At 31.5% G+C, this 18,324-nt stretch carries 17 protein-coding genes; 3 read left to right on the forward strand and 14 right to left on the reverse strand.

The window, feature by feature from the left end; genetic code table 11:
• Positions 1–50 precede the first annotated feature (50 nt).
• The 4 genes from IEW40_RS01770 to rsmG all read right to left on the reverse strand — a co-directional run bounded on the left by IEW40_RS01770 (position 51) and on the right by rsmG (position 4,383).
• Positions 51–2,774, reverse strand: a complete 2,724-nt coding sequence (locus IEW40_RS01770) for a PD-(D/E)XK nuclease family protein (protein WP_188616358.1) — start codon at positions 2,772–2,774, stop codon at positions 51–53.
• Between the two features lie 3 nt (positions 2,775–2,777).
• Complete coding sequence (locus IEW40_RS01775) at positions 2,778–3,194, reverse strand: DUF922 domain-containing protein (protein ID WP_188616359.1); 417 nt, start codon at positions 3,192–3,194, stop codon at positions 2,778–2,780.
• Positions 3,195–3,314: 120 nt separating this feature from the next.
• A complete protein-coding gene (locus IEW40_RS01780) occupies positions 3,315–3,737 on the reverse strand; it encodes a hypothetical protein (protein ID WP_188616360.1) in 423 nt (140 codons plus the stop codon).
• Between the two features lie 10 nt (positions 3,738–3,747).
• The gene (gene rsmG, locus IEW40_RS01785; protein WP_188616361.1) at positions 3,748–4,383 is read right to left on the reverse strand and encodes a 16S rRNA (guanine(527)-N(7))-methyltransferase RsmG; all 636 of its coding nucleotides are present in this window, start codon (positions 4,381–4,383) and stop codon (positions 3,748–3,750) included.
• A 94-nt stretch (positions 4,384–4,477) separates the two neighbouring features.
• On the opposite strand from rsmG, the gene IEW40_RS01790 reads away from it, so the two are divergent.
• From IEW40_RS01790 to IEW40_RS01800, 3 genes are all read left to right on the forward strand, one after another.
• On the forward strand, positions 4,478–5,671 hold the full coding sequence (locus IEW40_RS01790; protein ID WP_188616362.1) for a pyridoxal phosphate-dependent aminotransferase: 1,194 nt from the start codon (positions 4,478–4,480) through the stop codon (positions 5,669–5,671).
• A 145-nt stretch (positions 5,672–5,816) separates the two neighbouring features.
• Positions 5,817–6,449: a peroxiredoxin gene (locus tag IEW40_RS01795; RefSeq protein ID WP_188616363.1), complete on the forward strand. Its 633-nt coding sequence runs from the start codon at positions 5,817–5,819 to the stop codon at positions 6,447–6,449.
• Between the two features lie 151 nt (positions 6,450–6,600).
• Positions 6,601–6,981: a methylglyoxal synthase gene (locus IEW40_RS01800; RefSeq protein WP_229663368.1), complete on the forward strand. Its 381-nt coding sequence runs from the start codon at positions 6,601–6,603 to the stop codon at positions 6,979–6,981.
• A 27-nt stretch (positions 6,982–7,008) separates the two neighbouring features.
• On the opposite strand, the gene IEW40_RS01805 is transcribed toward IEW40_RS01800, so the two are convergent.
• The 10 genes from IEW40_RS01805 to IEW40_RS01850 all read right to left on the reverse strand — a co-directional run bounded on the left by IEW40_RS01805 (position 7,009) and on the right by IEW40_RS01850 (position 18,133).
• A complete protein-coding gene (locus IEW40_RS01805; RefSeq protein WP_188616364.1) occupies positions 7,009–7,671 on the reverse strand; it encodes an HAD family hydrolase in 663 nt (220 codons plus the stop codon).
• 56 nt (positions 7,672–7,727) lie between these two features.
• Positions 7,728–8,219 carry a GNAT family N-acetyltransferase gene (locus IEW40_RS01810; protein ID WP_188616365.1) on the reverse strand — a complete coding sequence of 164 codons (492 nt, stop codon included), beginning with the start codon at positions 8,217–8,219 and terminating at the stop codon, positions 7,728–7,730.
• Between the two features lie 31 nt (positions 8,220–8,250).
• Positions 8,251–8,763, reverse strand: coding sequence for a DUF421 domain-containing protein (locus IEW40_RS01815; RefSeq protein ID WP_188616366.1), 513 nt, complete (start codon positions 8,761–8,763; stop codon positions 8,251–8,253).
• Between the two features lie 6 nt (positions 8,764–8,769).
• Positions 8,770–9,102: a gamma-glutamylcyclotransferase family protein gene (locus IEW40_RS01820; protein WP_188616367.1), complete on the reverse strand. Its 333-nt coding sequence runs from the start codon at positions 9,100–9,102 to the stop codon at positions 8,770–8,772.
• Between the two features lie 5 nt (positions 9,103–9,107).
• A complete protein-coding gene (locus IEW40_RS01825; protein ID WP_188616368.1) occupies positions 9,108–10,190 on the reverse strand; it encodes a rhomboid family intramembrane serine protease in 1,083 nt (360 codons plus the stop codon).
• A gap of 28 nt (positions 10,191–10,218) precedes the next feature.
• On the reverse strand, positions 10,219–13,050 hold the full coding sequence (gene uvrA, locus IEW40_RS01830) for an excinuclease ABC subunit UvrA (RefSeq protein WP_188616369.1): 2,832 nt from the start codon (positions 13,048–13,050) through the stop codon (positions 10,219–10,221).
• A gap of 143 nt (positions 13,051–13,193) precedes the next feature.
• Entirely contained in the window at positions 13,194–14,705 is a 1,512-nt protein-coding gene (locus tag IEW40_RS01835; RefSeq protein WP_188616370.1) for an MFS transporter, read from the reverse strand.
• Between the two features lie 107 nt (positions 14,706–14,812).
• Positions 14,813–15,991: an acetyl-CoA C-acyltransferase gene (locus IEW40_RS01840; RefSeq protein ID WP_188616371.1), complete on the reverse strand. Its 1,179-nt coding sequence runs from the start codon at positions 15,989–15,991 to the stop codon at positions 14,813–14,815.
• Between the two features lie 125 nt (positions 15,992–16,116).
• Positions 16,117–17,493 (reverse strand): nucleoside permease, encoded by a 1,377-nt coding sequence (locus tag IEW40_RS01845; protein ID WP_188616372.1) that lies wholly within the window; start codon positions 17,491–17,493, stop codon positions 16,117–16,119.
• 37 nt (positions 17,494–17,530) lie between these two features.
• Positions 17,531–18,133: a bifunctional nuclease family protein gene (locus tag IEW40_RS01850; protein ID WP_188616373.1), complete on the reverse strand. Its 603-nt coding sequence runs from the start codon at positions 18,131–18,133 to the stop codon at positions 17,531–17,533.
• Positions 18,134–18,324 lie beyond the last annotated feature (191 nt).

The raw sequence follows: 18,324 nt of genomic DNA on the forward strand, positions 1-18,324 counted from the left end.
GATTCCTTTGGAATGACAAATGAATGTTTACTTGATTAGTAGTTTTGAATTTAATTCCATTTTTCGTGAATCTTCTCCGTAAAAGGAATTTCAGGATTCAGAATTTCTAAAATTAAATTTCGGATAGATTGTAGCGCATCTTCTAGATTTCCGTCTTTTATTTCTACGTTTTGCACGCCATTTTTCACTTCTGCAAAACTCCAAATTCCAGTTTCTATATCGAACTCTTTAAATTCTGACATATTTTCTACACAATATTGATAAATGCACAGTTGAAGCGCTTGCTTATATTTATCATTAAAGAAAAGAGTTTCTTTTCGGTCTTCTTTTACACTGATTCTTAAATCTTTAGCTTTTGCTGTTTTGTAATCTATAATTCTAAGATTTCCGTTGAGCAAATCTACTCTATCTATAAAACCGTAAAAAGTAACAAAGTCCGTTTTTTCTTCATTAAGGTAGAATTTTATATCCTCAATTTTTCTTTCTAAGCCAATAATTTCTAGAGAATTGCCTTGTTTTAATAAATTCAAATCATATTCTAGAACACTTTCCACTACCCTTTTTGCAATTTGTTTGTGCACGAAATTCATTCCTTTTTGGTAGAATTCTGGTTGATGTTTTAGCTTTTCTATGGAGTAATTAATAGCTTCGTCTATTTGTTGAATTAAATTTTCTAAATCACTGCTTATTAGTTTTTTACCAATTATTTTTCCGTATAAATATTCTAAAGCATAATGTACTAAAGTTCCGTAATTTCTCTGAGAAAGTTCTTCTTCAATTTCTACAGATTCTTTGGCTGCCAAAACTTTTTCTAAGTAAAAATCTATAGGATTATAGAGATAAGAGACCAAATGAGAAGCCGAAACTCTCTCTTTCCATTCTTCTAATTTTTCTAAAACAGCAGTTGTTTTTTTAATGGTTATTGGTTCCTGATTGATGGGTTCTGAAGTATTTTCTATAATAATATGCTCAATGTTATGGTGAGATTCCATTTCAATTTGAGTAATGAATCTTGTTTTTTCACCAGTGTTTACGCCAGAACCTAAAGCGTTGTAAAGCAAATAGATGTTTTCTGCATTTTGTAGAAATCGGTAAAAATGATACGCATAAATTCCGTCATTTTCTAAAAAAGTATGCAGATTAAATTGTTTCCTTACATCAAACGGAAGATAGGTATTTTGCGAATTTCCAAGAGGCAGTTTTCCTTCGTTGGCAGAAAGCAAAATAACGTTTTTGAAATTCAAAAGTCGGGTTTCTAAAAGTCCCATTAATTGTAAACCTTCCAAAGGTTCTCCTACAAAATCTATAGTTTCAGAATTAATGAGTTGATTGATGAGAACCTCTAAAGTCTCTATTTTTACATCGTAATGATGTGGTTCTAATTGGTTTTTGAGAATGATAAAGTTCTTTTCGAAATGAGAGATGTTTTCGTATTGCACATCATCTATTTCTCTGTATTTTAGTTCTTTGCAGAATTTAATTAAAGTATCTAATAAATCTTTTGAATTTTGTTTTTTGAATAAATTATAAAAAGAAATTCCGCCCAAAAGTTCATCTAATTGCTTCTTAGAAAGATAAACCATATTTCTTTCTTCTAATGCAGAAACAAAATTTTTGAGCAATTTTTCGTCTTCTTGATTTTTGGGTAATTCTTCTAAAATCGGCAAAACATCATTGTAATAATAAGACGAAGAATTTTTTTCTAATTGTTTTTGAAGGTTAAAAAGCTTCTTCATCGCATTAGAAAATGCTAGGTTTTTCAACGGAAATCCCATCGTAATATTCAACTTATCTGTAGAAGAAAGTGAGTCTAAAGTGGCGGGAAGCAGGTTTTCGTCAAGTAAAACTACCGCAGTTTCTTCTGTAGAGACGCGATTAATCGCGTCAGCTTGTTGGTTTTCAGAATTAATTTCTTTTAAAATTTCTGGTAGAACTTTCGTTTGAGCTATATTTCCCGAAACTTCGTAAACTTTAATATTTTTAGGTTCAGAAAACTCGTTTTCAATCCAATTAAAACTTCTAGATTCATTAAATTCTTTCCAAGTTTTGTATTCTCTCAGAAATTTGCCAGCTTCTTGCCTTTCATCTTTAAAATAATATTCATCTCCTTGAAAATAAACGTCCGCTTTATCCCATTGCAAAAAGGTTTTAACTAATTTTTCTTCTACTGGAGTGAAGGCATTAAAACCAACGAATACTACTCTATTTTTAGAGTTTTTACAAAATTTTTCAAGATTTTTTTCTGCAATTTCGTGAAGCATTCCTGCAGTTGCCAGATTTTGTTCGTTTAATTTTTCTTCTAATTTCGGGAGGAAAACATTCATTTTTCGCCAAAAATTGAGGTTTTTTCGTCTTGCTCCATCTTCGTCGCCTAGATTTTCTCCCCAATTTTTGATGCGTTCTTCAGCCAACATCCATTCTAGAATTTCTTTGTCATTCCCGTGGAATTTTTTCATATCGTCCCAATCTTTTTGCACCGTTGGAAACCACTTTAGAAATCCAGACAAATCTTCGTCATTATAAATTTCTGAGTAAGTTTGGTAGGCAATTAACCAAAGCGCAATTCCTTTAATTTCTTGCTTGTCTGCAATAATTTTAAGATATTCGTCTATGGTAAAGAATTCGGGTAAAATACCGTTGTAATTTTTTTCTTTTAGAATTTCTTTGATAAAGATCACGGGTCTTTTCCCAGGAATTACAAATGAAAATCCCGATAAATCATTTGATTTTTCGAGTGTTTCTCTAATTACTTTTTGTAAAAATTTTTGTCTCAAGGTTTAGTTTTTGAAGGCTTCTAGTTTTTTGAGTTGGCTTTTAATTTCGACTTCTAATTCATTTTGTTTTGCAGCATCTGTTCCACGTTTTGTAATTTTGTCATAATAATCTTGATAATCTAAAAATTCACCATAAAGCATTTGATAAATCAATTTGAATTTGAACTGATAATCTTTCTCTGTTTTTACATTTTCTTTGAATTCTTTTCTTAGTTTTCTTGCGTATAATTCAGCTATATCAAAATGCCCTTGTTCGTGATTGATTTTTAAATTTTTAGTTTTAAAAGGATGTTTCCAAGATTTACTTGGGTCAAAAGTAGCATCTATTTTTATTAAAAGTCTATTGTATGTTTTGTCTTTATAGGCTGTATATTTCAAACCACAAGACGAATAACTAACAACTGTAGTGTCAGCTTTCATCGAATTTTGAGAAGATTTGAAATGACTCCAATTTAATTTAAAATTTTCAGACCAAACAATTTTTTGAGAAAAAACTATTGAGATTTGAAAAATGAAGACAATGGTAATTAGCTTCCTCATCTATTTAACAACAATGGTTTTTTCTATCCAAACATTATTGTTGTTGGCGTCTTTTCCGTTCCAAAATTTAAAAGTGTAAGTTCCTCTAGCCTCTGGTCTGAAATTAAATCCGTTTGCTTCTACTCTAGTTGCTTGGGTGCAAGTTGCATTTTTTAGTTTATAAGCGTACGTAGTAACGTATCTATCAAAGTTATCTCTTTCATAATCATAATCATAAAAGCCTGTGCAACCGTCAGGATAAGTAGAATATGTTTTGATGGTTTGTACTGTAAAGACGTCCATTTCTGTTTGTGCAATTTTCACACTGTCAATTTTAAAAGCAGAAATACTTTCTATTTCATCGTAATCATCTCTGCTATCACAAGAGTAGATTCCTAGAAAAATGGGTAAAACAAATAAACTGATTTTGATTAAATTCTTCATATTCAACGCATTAATTATTAAAGTTACCTTTTGATAAATATACAACTTTTTTGGTGTCAAAAAATTCTTCTTCGAAGTGATTTTTAAGGTTGAAAATTTCACATTTTATTCCAGCTAATTCTTCTCCCAAATCACCACCTTTTAAGTATAAAACACCATTGTGTTTTGGGTTAAATTGTTCTTTTTCGAATTTTCCTTTTAACCAAAGCAAAAAAACAGGCATTTGTGTAACAGCCCTACTCACTACAAAATGGAATTTATCTTTGATTTTTTCGGCTCTTTCGTGGTATGCTTTAACATTTTTAAGGCCTAAGCTTTCGGCTACACCTTTTACTACTGTAATTTTTTTGCCAATAGAATCTACCAACGTGAATTCTACATTAGGAAACAAAATAGCCAAAGGAATTCCCGGAAAACCGCCTCCAGTGCCTATATCTAGCACTTTGGTTCCGTCTGCAAAATCCATAATTTTTGCAATTCCTAAAGAATGCAGTACGTGTCTTTCGTAAAATTCATCAATATCTTTTCTAGAAATCACATTGATCTTTTCATTCCATTCTTTGTATAGACTTTCAAGTTGTTTAAATTGAGTTTCTTGCTCTTCTGATAAATTAGGGAAATATTTATTTATTAATTGAATTGACATTTTATAAATTTTCTGCAAAATTAAGGATTTTCAGATAGTTTTCTTTAGAAAATTTAGTTAAATTACGTATATTTGTGCCAATTAAACAATGAATATGAGTAGAGTTTCAGACAGATTAAACAGATTGAGTTATTCTCAGACCTTTGTAATGAGTAACAAAGCGAGAGATATGAAAGCCGCAGGAATAGATGTAATTTCACTTACACTAGGAGAACCAGATTTTGATGTACCAGACAATATAAAAAAGGCAGCGTTTGATGCAATTAATGAAAATTATAGCCATTATTCTCCTGTTCCAGGTTTTTTAGAATTAAGAAAAGCTATTGTAAATAAACTTAAACGTGATAATAATCTAGAGTACAAGCCTACTCAAATTTGTGTAGCAAATGGTGCTAAACAAAATATATTCAATGTTTTGGCTGCATTGGTAAATGAAGGAGACGAAGTGATTTTGCCAGCTCCATATTGGGTTTCTTATGATGAAATGGTAAAAATCAATGGTGGTGTTTCTGTTTTTATCGAAACCAATATTGATACTGAATTTAAGATGACAGCAGAGCAATTAGAAGCTGCCATCACCCCGAAAACAAAGGCGGTATTGTATAGTTCGCCTTGTAATCCATCAGGTAGTTATTATACTAGAGAAGAGTTAGAAAAAATTGCAAATGTGATGGCAAAATATCCAGATGTGGTAATTATTTCTGATGAAATCTATGAATTTATTAATTATGATGGTGAGCACGTTTCAATTGCAGAATTTCCTCAAGTTTTTAATCAAACTGCTGTAATAAATGGAATGTCAAAAGCTTTCGCGATGACTGGTTGGAGAATTGGTTATTCAGCTTGCCCACAATGGTTGGCAGATGCATGTGATAAGTTGCAAGGTCAGGTTACCAGTGGTGCCAATACAGTTGCTCAAAGAGCTTCTATTGTAGGATTAGAAACTGACCCGAAAGATTATTATTATATGGTAGAAAGTTTCGAAAAACGTAGAAATTTAGTCTATGAATTATTAAAAGAAGTACCAGGTTTCAAAGTAAATTTACCAAAAGCCGCTTTCTATTTCTTCCCAGACATTTCTTATTACTTAGGAAAAACAATGGATGGAGTAGAAATTAAAGATTCTGATGATTTTGCAATGTTTTTATTAGAAAAAGCTCATGTAGCATCTGTAGGAGGTGTGAGTTTCGGAGATAAAAACTGTATTAGATTTTCTTATGCAGCCTCAGAAGCTGAACTAAGAGAAGCAATGAGAAGAATTAAAGAATTATTAGAAAAATTTCAATAATTATTGAATTTTAGAATGATAAAAAAGAACCTTTAGCAATGCTGAGGGTTCTTTTTATTATTAATAGATATAATATATCGCATATTTCTTTCAAAAATTTATATTTTTTGTAATTTTGCACCGGTTAAATTTTAAAGTAAGTAATATGGCATTGGTAGGAAAAAAATTCCCAAACGTAACAGTAGACGCAATCTCAAAATCAGGAGAAAACTTAAGAATCAATATTTTAGACGAAGCAATTAACAATCAAACCAAAGTTCTTTTATTTTGGTATCCAAAAGATTTTACATTTGTTTGTCCAACAGAATTGCACGCTTTTCAAGCAGCATTAGAAGAATTTAAAAAAAGAAATACTATCGTAATAGGAGCTTCTTGTGATACTAACGAAGTGCACTTTGCTTGGTTAAATACTCCTAAAAATCAAGGAGGCATAGAAGGAGTTTCTTATCCCCTTTTAGCAGATACACACAGACAATTAGCAAATATCTTGGGAATTGTAGATCAAGATTTTGAATATGATGATGAAGGTAATGAAGCATTTACAGGTTCTAATGTAACTTATAGAGCTACTTATCTAATTGATGAAGAAGGAAAAATTTTCCACGAAAGTGTAAATGATATGCCACTTGGAAGAAATGTAGACGAATATTTAAGACTAATAGATGCTTACACTCACGTGCAAAAATACGGAGAAGTTTGCCCTGCCAATTGGCAAGAAGGTAAAGCTGCTATGCATGCAGATAGAAGTAGTACTGCTGCATATTTAAGTAATAATTAATTTATTTATAAATTACAATTAAGCAGAACTTTGGTTCTGCTTTTTTTATTAAATTTGGTTAAAATTTAAAATGAATACAAGAGTTTTAAAAGCTAAAAAAAACATTTCTTTGGTTGCCCACGATCACAAAAAAGATTAATTATTGAGTTGGGTGAAAAAGCATAAAGATATACTTTCTCAGCATCAATTAATAGCAACAGGAACTACTGGGAAATTAATTTCAGATTTTCTAGGTGTCAATGTAAAAAGAGTAATGAGTGGGCCACTTGGTGGTGACCAACAGTTGGGTTCTATGATTGCAGAGGGCGAAATAGATATTGTAATTTTCTTTTGGGATCCTATGGAAGCACAGCCACATGATAGTGACGTGAAGGCGCTTTTAAGACTTTGTGTCGTTTGGAATATCCCAATGGCTTGTGATGCTGCAACAGCAGATTTTATTATTTCTTCTCCCTTTATGCATTCAGAATACGAGGCAGAAGTACCAGATTATACCAATTATCTCAACAGAAAAGTAGTGAAGGGAATATAACACACAATCTAGTATTTTGTTGGCTTTTTATTTAAAATATTTTTCGATTTTTTGAGGTTCTAATTCAGAAAAGTTGGCAATGATTATTTTTGCTAAATCATATTTTTGCATTTTAGAGTGTTCACTTTTATAAGCTGCACAAAAAATACCAGCACGTTGTGCCGCCAAAATTCCGTTGGTAGAATCTTCAATCACAAGACAATTTTCGCTAGGCTCATCAGCTATTTCGGCAGCTTTTATGAAGATTTCGGGATTGGGTTTAGATTCCTCTAGGTCTGCCCCACTTATTTTACCCATAAAGTATTTACCAATATCAAATTTTTCAAAAACCCAATTGATGGTATTCATACTAGCAGACGATGCTAAAACTAATTTAATTCCATTTTCGTAGTAATTGATTATCAATTCTCTAACACCTGGAAGTAGATTAAAATCTGGGTCTGTATCAAAAAAATGTTTAAAATATTTTCTTTTTAGAGCTGTAATTTCCTCAGAAGTAACCTCTAATTGGTACTCTTCTTTAATCATGCTCGTCGCTTTTTTGGTGGAAGTTCCGGTAAGAGAGGTGTAAAATTCTTCTGAAACACTGATATTTAAATCTTCGAAAGTTTGAAAATATGCTTTTCGGTGAAGAGGTTCCGTATCTACAATTACTCCATCCATATCAAAAAGTACGGCTTTTAAAGGCATAGTCTAAATTTTTTGCAAAAATACGAATATTAAATTTAATTCGTTTTTGGTCAAAATTAAACGCTTTTACTTCTTCTTTCCATTAAGATAATATCTCGCCAAACGCCGTTCATTTGGCCGATTTTTTCTCGATAACCTACAGTTCTGAAACCTAAAGCTTCGTGTACTTTTATACTGGCAATATTTTCTGGAAAAATTCCTGATTGTAGCATCCAAAAACCATTTTTTTCGCTTTCTATGATTAATTTTTGAAGTAAAACTTTACCCAATCCTTTACCTTGAGCAGAATTGGTAATATAAATACTCACTTCTGCTACTCCACTGAAGCATTCTCTGTTGCTCACAGGTTTCAGAGCTGCCCATGCTACCACATTATTATTATCATCTTCTGCTACAAATCTACAGGTACTAAAATGGTTTTTATCCCAATATTCCCAAGTAGGAACTTCTCTGTCAAAAGTTGCATTACCACCTGCAATTCCTTCTTCGAAAATTTGTAAAACCTGAGCTCCATCTTCTGGCAGCATTTCTCTTAATTCGTAGTTCATTTTTTTATGGTTGAAGAGTTTTACTAGAAATCTAAAGTTTTCTACGGATATTTTTTTTCTTTTTATGTCTCGTAAAATTAGTCTGATTATTTTTATCAAAAGAAATTACACTTATATTTCCATCAACTTCTAAAATCGCCAATTTCACATCTGAAATGTTTTCTACACCGTGTTCACGCACAGATTCCTCTAATTCATCTATTGTAATTTCGCTTTTGTTGAGAGCGTTTTTGTTTAGAATTCCGTCGTTTACTAAAATAATAGGATCAGCTTCTATTAACTCTTTGATTTTTGGATTCTTAAACATCAATTTTTTTAATCCGAAATTAGCCAAAAATAATACCAACGCTGCAACCAAACCGCCTTGCAAAGAAGTATCTTGACCTACCATTGCATTTTGAACGGCATTAGAAATCAATAAAAGCAGAATAATATCTCCTGCATTCAACTGCGAAAGTTGGTTTTTCCCAAAAATTCTCAATCCGAGGATCATAAAAAGGTAAACCGCAAGAGAACGAAGTGTAATATCTAAAAAAGGATTCATAGATTTTTATTTTCCAATGTAAATATATCCATTTTTTCCTGATTTAAAAGTCACTTCTACTCTTTTATAATTATCTACTTCGTATTTATCAGCTTGTAAGATTTCTTCTTCTGTCACTTCAAAAAGTACACCTTCTACATAATCATTTTCATTACCAGAAAAACTAATTATCGGATGAAATTGCTGGTTACTTTTTCTTAAAACTTCAGCGTCGGTAATTTCTATCATCGTTAATTTATAACCTTCTAGAGTATCTTTTTCGCCTTTCAGCAATCTGCCAAAAGTTTCTAATTGCACTTGTTCTAATTGTAATGTTCCGTAGGAAAAAAGTAGTGGCATTTGGTTTAAATTTTAATTTTTAAAAACGATTCTTTAATTTTTGCTTCCACTGAATTTCTATTATCAAGAGTAGCACCCAATAATAATCCTGCAACAAAGCCACCTAAATTAGCAACATTGTCGATATAAGTAAAGCCCACAATTCCTAAAAATATAATAAACAAAATACTAGAAGTTAACATTTCATTGATGAAATTTTTGGGAATAATATTGTTAAATTTTAATATAAATGAAATTAAAAATCCTAAAATCCCCAAAACTGAGCTAGAAGCTCCATAAGAAATATCATCGGGAAGTAAAATCATACTTGTGAAGCTCCCAACGATTCCTGTGATTAAAAATATGATTATTAAAAAATAAATACTGTAAAATCTTAAAAAAAGTTTAGAAAGAAATAATAAAGCTCCTGCTACTGCACTTATATGTAGCATATTAGAATGAACAAATAAATTGCTAACTATTCTATAATATTCTCCGAGAATAACTTGAGATTTAATTAAGGCCCAATCATTAATTAAATTGTACTTTGTAGATTTTCCTAATTCTAAAATTTCTTTGAATCCGAAACAAATTGAAAGAATTACAGGTAAAATATAAGCTAAATTAGCTTTATAAGATTTATTCAGCCAAAAGACAAAAATTGAATTATTTATAAAATTATCAAAATTTTCTAAGTTATTTTTTTTGTAATTGAAATATTCAAAACCAAAATTAATTATTGGTACAATGGAAGCAATTAATATCCAAAGTTTAAAATCTCTGGGATCTTCATTATTTTTGAAATATTTTTGATAAGCTAAAATACCAACCAATACAACAATAGTCCATAAAATAGATTTTATATTTTTTTTCTTTTGGGTAGAATTAATGATTTTTTGATGCCTTTTCTCTGAACCAAAAAGTTTAAAATTATCGTCATCTTTAAACTTTATGAACAAAATTTCCTTTAGGTCAGTATCATCTAAATATGTTAATAGATCTTTTTCTGTAGAAAAAAACATTGGCGTTTTAAACTCGTGTAAAAAGATGCCATAATCATCTTTTATTTCAAATTTTTTATCTCGCAAAAATTCTTTCCAAATGCTCATTGTTGTTATTAGTTTTAATTAAAGTTTATTATTCCATTTCCTTCTTCAAAAATTTCGCCGTCAAAGATTTTTTAGATTTTATAATTTCTTCTGGAGTTCCTGTTGCGATGATTTCGCCACCGTTTTTTCCGCCTTCCAAACCAATATCTATAATATGGTCTGCTAATTTTATCACATCTAAATTATGTTCAATAATAATAAAAGAATTGCCCAATTCTACCAATTGATTAATGGCTTCCATCAAGATTTTTACATCTTCAAAATGCAAACCTGTTGTTGGTTCGTCAAGAATATAAAGCGTATTTCCTGTTTGTTTTTTGGCGAGTTCGGTTGCCAGTTTTATACGTTGCGCTTCTCCTCCAGAAAGCGTTGTAGATTGTTGACCAAGGGTAATATAACCCAAACCAACGTCTTGCAAAGTCTTCACTTTTGCATAAATTTTAGGAATCGGTTGGAAGAAATCTACAGCTTCGTCAATCGTCATTTCCAAAACATCAGAAATAGATTTTCCTTTGTAGCGAACTTCTAGAGTTTCTCGGTTAAAACGTTTTCCGTTGCAGGTTTCGCAATGCACATAAACGTCTGGTAAAAAGTTCATTTCTATGACTTTTAAACCGCCACCTTGACACGTTTCGCATCTTCCACCTTTTACATTGAAAGAAAATCTCCCCGCTTTGTAACCACGGATTTTAGATTCTGGCAATTCTGCAAAAAGATTTCTAATGTCGGTGAACATTCCGGTGTAAGTTGCTGGATTAGAGCGTGGTGTTCTACCAATTGGCGTTTGATCTACATCTACAATTTTGTCAATATTTTCGATGCCTTCAAATTTTTTGTAAGGCAAAGGTTCCTGAACTGCTCTGTAAAAATGTTTGTTGAGAATGGGGTACAAAGTTCCGTTAATTAGAGAAGATTTTCCACTTCCCGAAATACCTGTTACTACTACTAATTTTCCAAGCGGAATTTCGAGGTTTACGTTTTTTAGGTTATTTCCAGTTGCACCTTTTAATTTTAGAAATTTTCCGTTTCCTTTTCGTCTTTGTTTTGGGATTTCTATAGATTTTTTGCCCGTTAAATAATCTGCGGTAATCGTATTAGCCTTTATTAAATCTTTGGGTTCACCTTGCCAAAGAATTTCGCCACCGTGTTTTCCAGCTCTTGGTCCGATATCTAGAACATAATCAGCTTCCAGAATCATATCTTTGTCGTGTTCTACCACCAAAACCGAGTTGCCAATATCACGCAGATTTTTGAGAGAATTTATCAATCTTTCATTATCTCTTTGGTGCAAACCAATGGAAGGTTCATCTAAAATATACAAAACATTTACCAATTGAGAACCTATTTGTGTAGCGAGACGAATTCTTTGTGATTCGCCACCAGAAAGCGTTTTAGAGCTTCTGCTCAAACTCAAATAATCTAAACCAACATCCAAAAGAAACTGCAATCTGGTTTCAATTTCTTTCAGAATTTCGTGGGCAATGATTTTATTTTTTTCTGAAAATTTCGGAGCAATTTCTTTTAGCCAATCTTTTAAATCTAATAAACTCAATGCATTAATTTCAGCAATGTTTTTTCCATCAATTTTAAAAGCTAAACTGCTTTTTTGAAGTCTTGCTCCGTTACATTCTGGGCAAGTTTCTTCGGTGGTAAATTGTCTTTCAAGTACTACTGCATCGTAGTTTTCTTTGTCATCAATCAATTGACTTAAATAAGGAATTAACCCTTCAAAATTTATTTTTATTTTCTTGGAAATCCCTGCATATTTCAAATCTGCGGTAAATTCTTTTTGGCAGCCATAATAAATATAATCAATGGCTTCACGAGGAATTTCGTTAAAAGAAGTATTCAATCCCAATCCGAAAATTTCTAAAATATTTTTGATTTGAGTTAAAAGCCACTTGTTACCTTTCAGAATTTCGAGAGGTAATAAAGCGCCTTGATTAATAGAGAAATTAGGGTTTTCTACCAAATATTCTTCGTTGATTTTCTTAATCGTTCCCAAACCTTTACAAGTAGGGCAACTTCCTTTCGGAGAATTGAAAGAAAAAGTATTCGGTTCTGGAATTGGCAATGCGTTTCCAGTTTCGGCATCCATTAAATTTTTAGAAAAATATTGAAAATCATTCGAGCCAAATTTTTGTACCATCACTACTCCATCTCCCATTTGCAAAGCGGTTTTCAGAGATTTTGGCATTCTAGATTCTGTAGCATTTTCACCGATTATCCATCTATCAATCACTACTTCTATGTCGTGAGTTTTATATCTATCAAGCTTTAAATCATATTCAATATCTTGCAATTCTCCATCAATTCTTGCTTGAGAATATCCTTTTTTCGCCAATTGTACAAAAAGTTCGTGGTAATGTCCTTTTCTAGAACGCACAACTGGAGCTAGAAGCAACACTTTTTCGCCTTTGTAATTTTCTTTGATGGTTTCTAGAATTTGTTCTTCGGTATAACTTACCATTTTTTCGCCCGTTTCTAATGAATAAGCATCTGAAACTCTGGCAAAAAGCAAACGCAGAAAATCATATAATTCTGTAACAGTTCCTACTGTAGAACGAGGATTTTTGTTGGTGGTTTTTTGCTCTATGGCGATTACAGGAGAAAGCCCTTCGATTTTATCAACATCAGGGCGTTCTAAACCGCCTAAAAACTGACGAGCATAAGCCGAAAAAGTTTCGATATAACGGCGTTGTCCTTCTGCAAAAATAGTATCAAAAGCTAGAGAAGATTTCCCAGAACCAGAAAGTCCAGTAATGGTAACTAATTCATTTCTAGGGATTTTTACATTGATATTTTTCAGATTGTGTTCTCTGGCTCCGTATATTTCGATGTATTCTTTTTCTGTACTCATAATGTCAATCTCTTCAAAAAATTCAAGACTTACAAAAATACAGAATTATTCTTTGAAAAACTTCATCAGATTATTAATTCATTATAAAAAAAGAACTTACAATGTTGTAAGTTCTTTATGTTATTTATAACTATTTTTTGAAATTAATCTTTTTTTTCTTCTTTCAAAAATCTTATGAAAATAAGGCCTACAAAAAAGAAAAGCGACATAGAAAGTGAAGCGAATCTCATGCCTGAAGTGGTTGGTAATTTCATAGAAAAATCTTCGAGAAAGAAAATTCTAATGTCATTATAATTATCAATTAATACTGCAAAAATGAAAGTCCCGAGTATGATGGCCAATTTTTCTAAAACGTCATAAAAACTAAAATAAGTTGTATTATCCATAGAATCTTTTGGAAGTAATTTACTATATGTTGAACGAGACATTGCTTGTATACCGCCCATTACAAGGCCTACAACAGCGGCTACACCATAAAATTGATATTCTACATTCGGATTGTCACTTTTAAGAAAATATGCTGATAAACAAGCAAAAATCCATAAAATAATTGCGATACTGATTACGTTTTTATTTCCTATTTTTTTAGAAAGTTTTGAGAAGAAAATTGCGCCAATAATTGCTTCTATTTGTATAAGAAGAAGAGTCATTATTAACTTGTCTTGTGGTAAATTAATTTCACTTTTCCCGAATAGTGTTGCCATTAAAAAGATAGTTTGCATCCCTACACTATAGAAAAAGAAACTTGTTAAAAACGACTTTAAATTATCTGTTCTAAACAATTCATTTCCAACTTTATAAAGTTCTTTAAAACTCTCTTTAATAATTTCTTTATAAAACAAAATATTGTCTTTTAGTACTTCAAAAAAACCTCCATTGCATTTATGACTTTTAAAAATGTTTTTGAGATTTAAAAGAACTAGATCTTTTGGTAATTGATCTTTTACTTCGCCAAATTTTGGAAGATGTCTAAATGTATATTGTGAAAACCCAAACCACCAAGCTCCTGTCAACAGGAAACTTACTCTGGTCAAAATAAGTCCTTGTTTAGGAGTTTGTGCTACAAACATAATCAGAATTAGACAAATTATGACTAAGATTACAGAACCAATGTAACCATACACATAACCTTTGGCCGAAAGAGCATCTTGTTTGTCTGGTGTGGCAATATCTGGCAAGAAGGAGTTATAAAAAACGAGACTTCCCCAGAATCCTACACTTGCTGTAATACTAAATAAAAGTCCTAGAAAGACAGTATTCATATTTACAAACATCGCTAATCCCATACAAGATGTAGCTCCTAAATATGCAAAAAACTGTAAAAATGATTTTTTATTTCCAATAGTATCTGCTAAAGAAGATAAAATGGGCGACAATAAAACCACAATTAAAAAAGATATGGTGAGAGAATATCCATAAATTGCATCAGGTTGAAATTCTTTACCAAAAAGATTAATTACATTTCTCACGGGTACTTTTATCCATTTACCAGTTTCTGCTACGTATTCATTTTTTTCGTAAGCAGTAGTAATAATAGAATAGTAAATAGGAAAAATGGTAGAAGTAATTACCAGTGAATAAACAGAGTTTGCCCAATCATAGAAAGCCCAAGCTTTCATGATTTTGGGGTTATTTTTAATTGTTGTTGGTTTCATTCTTTTTTATCAAACTAGAATTCAAGAGACAAAAATAAAAAAACCATTAAGATAATAATATAAAAATAAAAAAATCTTAATGGTTAATTTATAAAATTTAATATTTGTTAAAGATTTTCAATCACAATTGCACTTGCGCCACCACCTCCATTACAGATTGCTGCAGCTCCGTATTTACCATTGTTTTGCTTAAGAACGTTAATTAAAGTAACAATAATTCTTGAGCCAGAACTACCTAGAGGATGCCCAAGGGAAACTGCACCACCATTTACATTAACTTTAGAATCGTCTAAGCCCAGGATTTTATTATTAGCCAATCCTACTACAGAAAATGCTTCGTTGAATTCAAAAAAATCAATGTCAGAAATATCTAAATTGGCTTTTTTAAGTGCAATAGGTAATGCTTTTGCAGGTGCTGTAGTAAACCATTCTGGTTCGTGAGCTGCATCTGCATAAGATACTATTTTTGCTAAAGGTTTTAAGCCTAATTCTTCCATTTTTTCTTTTGACATTAAGACCAAAGCAGAAGCTCCATCATTAAGCGTAGAAGCATTAGCTGCAGTTACAGTTCCGTTTTCTTTTTGAAAAACAGTCGGTAAACTTCCTATTCTGTCAAAATTTACAGATTTATATTCTTCGTCTTCTGCAAAGATTATTGGCTCACCTTTTCTTTGTGGTATTTCTACAGGAACTATTTCTTCTTTGAATTTTCCTGCTTTCCAAGCATCTGCACTTCTTTTGTAAGATTGAATAGCAAAATTATCTTGGTCTTCTCTAGAAAACTGATATTCTGCAGCACATTTTTCTGCACAAACTCCCATGTGAACTTTGTTATAAACGTCTGTAAGACCGTCTACCAACATACCGTCTTGCATTTTTACATCGCCTAATTTCGTGGCATTTCTAGCGTTGTAGTAATGTGGGACTTGGCTCATGTTTTCCATTCCACCTGCTACAATAATTTCTTGGTCACCAGATTTTATAGATTGTGCCGCCATCATTACAGCTTTCATGCCAGAAGCACAAACTTTATTGATAGTAGTAGAAGGTGTTTCATTAGAAAGCCCTGCAAAAAGTGCAGCTTGACGAGCTGGCGCTTGTCCTTCGCCGGCTTGCAAGACGTTTCCCATGTAAACTTCTTGAACTAATTTAGGGTCTAAATTGATTTTTTCTAACGCACCTTTGATAGCAGTTGCTCCTAATTTAGGCGCAGGAACAGAGGAAAGACTTCCTAAAAAACTTCCCATTGGTGTTCTAACTGCTGAAACGATGAATACTTCTTTCATAGGGTAATACTTTATTTACTTATAACCAAAAGGTTAACAGTGTGTTTGAATTATTGTTTATTGTTCTGCCAAAATACAAAAAAAACACACTCGAAAAAAGTGTGTTTTTGTATGATTTTTAAGAATTAATGACTTACTTCTCCTAATTCTTTTGGATTGTGCTTGTGCTTGAACATTATTGCGAATAAAATTGCAATAACTAAAGCGTATGCAGCAAAAGCTAACCAAATATGTGGCCAATCTTTCATTGAAATTTCTTGTGTAAGATTTCCATTAAGCACTGAAGAACCTTGTTTAGTAATAAATTCTAGAAGTTTAGAATTGCTTGTTGTAGTGTCTAAAAATCCTGCTAAACCATCTACTGTTGTGAATTTTTGAGTGAAATATTTATCAATAGCCCAACCCGCCGTAACACTGCCTATAATTGCACCAAAACCATTAGTCATCATCATAAATAAGCCTTGTGCAGATGATCTGATTTTAGAATTTGTGTTTGTTTCTACGAATAAAGAACCAGAAATATTGAAAAAATCGAATGCCATACCATAAACAATATTGGAAAGTATGATTAAAATTAATCCAAATCCATCTGGATTACCAATAGAGAAAAACCCGAATCTAATTACCCAAGCAAACATACTCATTAGCATTACTTTCTTAATGCCATATTTTCTAAGGAAGAAAGGTATCGCTAGAATAAATAAAGTTTCTGAAACTTGCGATATAGACATGATAATTGTAGAATATTTAACTACAAAAGAGTCTGCAAATTTTGGGAAATTTTCAAATTCACTTAAAAATACATCTCCATAAGCGTTAGTCAACTGCAATGCACCACCTAAAAACATCGAAAAAATAAAGAACAATGCCATTTTATGATTTCCGAAAAGTTTAAACGCATTTAAACCTAAAATTTCAACTAAAGAAGCATCTTTAGAAATTAACTTTTGTGGTTTACAAGCTGGCAATCCGAAAGAATATAAACCTAAAATAATTGCTGCTACACCTGCGATATAAAACTGATATTCTGAAGCTTTGTTACCTGATAAATTGGTAATCCACATTGCTGCAATAAACCCGACTGTTCCCCAAACTCTAATGGGTGGAAAATCTTTAACGACATCATAATGATGGTCTTTCAATAATGTATAAGAAATAGAATTTGCCAAAGCAATAGTTGGCATATAGAAAATCATTGCAATTAACATTACCAAAAAGAAATTTTCAGGAGATGTTACTTGTGGCAAGTAAAACAAAACTCCAGCATACAAAATATGTAAAATACCATAAATTTTTTCTGCATTCATCCATCTATCTGCTATAATTCCTGTAATAGTAGGCATAAATACAGATGCTATTCCCATGGTACTAAAAACTGCTCCAAACTTTGTTCCATCCCAATGTTTAGTTCCAAACCAATAATTAGCAATGGTGATAAGCCAAGCTCCCCAAACAAAAAATTGGAAAAAACTAAGCATTGTCAATCTTAATTTAATATTCATATTTCTTTTTTTAATTATTGAAAAAATAGCATTTTTTTTAATCTATTTTTTTATTTCTTCTGTTAAGTTCTTCTTGAATTTGCATGGCTAGGTCATAGTCTTCTTCTTTTACTGCACCTTCTAACAAAGAATTTAATTCTTCTATTGATAGTTTTTTTAAATCCGATGCTTCATCAGTGTCGGCAGGAATTTCTGATGATGAAGGTTCATTGTTTTGGTCAATATCTAGTAATATTCCAGCCTCATTTAGTACCTGTTCTGTGGTGTAAATTGGCGCATCAAACCTTACTGCCATAGCTACAGCGTCTGATGTTCTTGCATCTAAAATAAGTTCTTCTCCGTTATCTCTATTTTTAAAATTTAGATTAGAAAAGAAAACACCATCTATTATTTGGTAAATAATAACAGATTCTAAGGTATAATGAGTAGAATTTACAAATTTTGAAAATAAATCGTGAGTAAGTGGTCTTGGAGGTCTCAAATCTTTTTCTAAACCTAGAGAGATAGATTGTGCTTCGAAATTACCAATAACTACAGGCAATTTAACTGATGTTTCTTCATGTTCTAATAACAGTGCATAAGCTCCTGATTGAGTCTGACTGTAAGAAATTCCGCGTATGATTAATTTTTTATAATCCATGACTACAAATATAAATCAAATTTAATATTTGAAATTTGAAATTTGAAATTTTCTTATCTAAAAATGATGATTTATTTCACAAAAAGTTTTCTTTAATGTCAAATTTTTGCTTAAATGTAATTTTTTAATAACCAACGATTTTTCGATGACGATAAACCACACAAAAAAATCTGAGAAAAAATTCCCAGATT

Source organism: Cloacibacterium rupense, from assembly GCF_014645495.1.
Classification (GTDB): domain Bacteria; phylum Bacteroidota; class Bacteroidia; order Flavobacteriales; family Weeksellaceae; genus Cloacibacterium; species Cloacibacterium rupense.

Coding starts and splice junctions, on each gene's coding strand:
- IEW40_RS01845 (WP_188616372.1), bottom strand. CDS start 17,493: ATGAATATTAAATTAAGATTGACAATGCTTAGTTTTTTCCAATTTTTT.
- IEW40_RS01810 (WP_188616365.1), bottom strand. CDS start 8,219: ATGAACTACGAATTAAGAGAAATGCTGCCAGAAGATGGAGCTCAGGTT.
- IEW40_RS01780 (WP_188616360.1), bottom strand. CDS start 3,737: ATGAAGAATTTAATCAAAATCAGTTTATTTGTTTTACCCATTTTTCTA.
- IEW40_RS01805 (WP_188616364.1), bottom strand. CDS start 7,671: ATGCCTTTAAAAGCCGTACTTTTTGATATGGATGGAGTAATTGTAGAT.
- IEW40_RS01825 (WP_188616368.1), bottom strand. CDS start 10,190: ATGAGCATTTGGAAAGAATTTTTGCGAGATAAAAAATTTGAAATAAAA.
- IEW40_RS01850 (WP_188616373.1), bottom strand. CDS start 18,133: ATGGATTATAAAAAATTAATCATACGCGGAATTTCTTACAGTCAGACT.
- IEW40_RS01815 (WP_188616366.1), bottom strand. CDS start 8,763: ATGAATCCTTTTTTAGATATTACACTTCGTTCTCTTGCGGTTTACCTT.
- IEW40_RS01835 (WP_188616370.1), bottom strand. CDS start 14,705: ATGAAACCAACAACAATTAAAAATAACCCCAAAATCATGAAAGCTTGG.
- IEW40_RS01790 (WP_188616362.1), top strand. CDS start 4,478: ATGAGTAGAGTTTCAGACAGATTAAACAGATTGAGTTATTCTCAGACC.
- IEW40_RS01795 (WP_188616363.1), top strand. CDS start 5,817: ATGGCATTGGTAGGAAAAAAATTCCCAAACGTAACAGTAGACGCAATC.
- rsmG (WP_188616361.1), bottom strand. CDS start 4,383: ATGTCAATTCAATTAATAAATAAATATTTCCCTAATTTATCAGAAGAG.
- IEW40_RS01840 (WP_188616371.1), bottom strand. CDS start 15,991: ATGAAAGAAGTATTCATCGTTTCAGCAGTTAGAACACCAATGGGAAGT.
- IEW40_RS01820 (WP_188616367.1), bottom strand. CDS start 9,102: ATGCCACTACTTTTTTCCTACGGAACATTACAATTAGAACAAGTGCAA.
- uvrA (WP_188616369.1), bottom strand. CDS start 13,050: ATGAGTACAGAAAAAGAATACATCGAAATATACGGAGCCAGAGAACAC.
- IEW40_RS01775 (WP_188616359.1), bottom strand. CDS start 3,194: ATGAAAGCTGACACTACAGTTGTTAGTTATTCGTCTTGTGGTTTGAAA.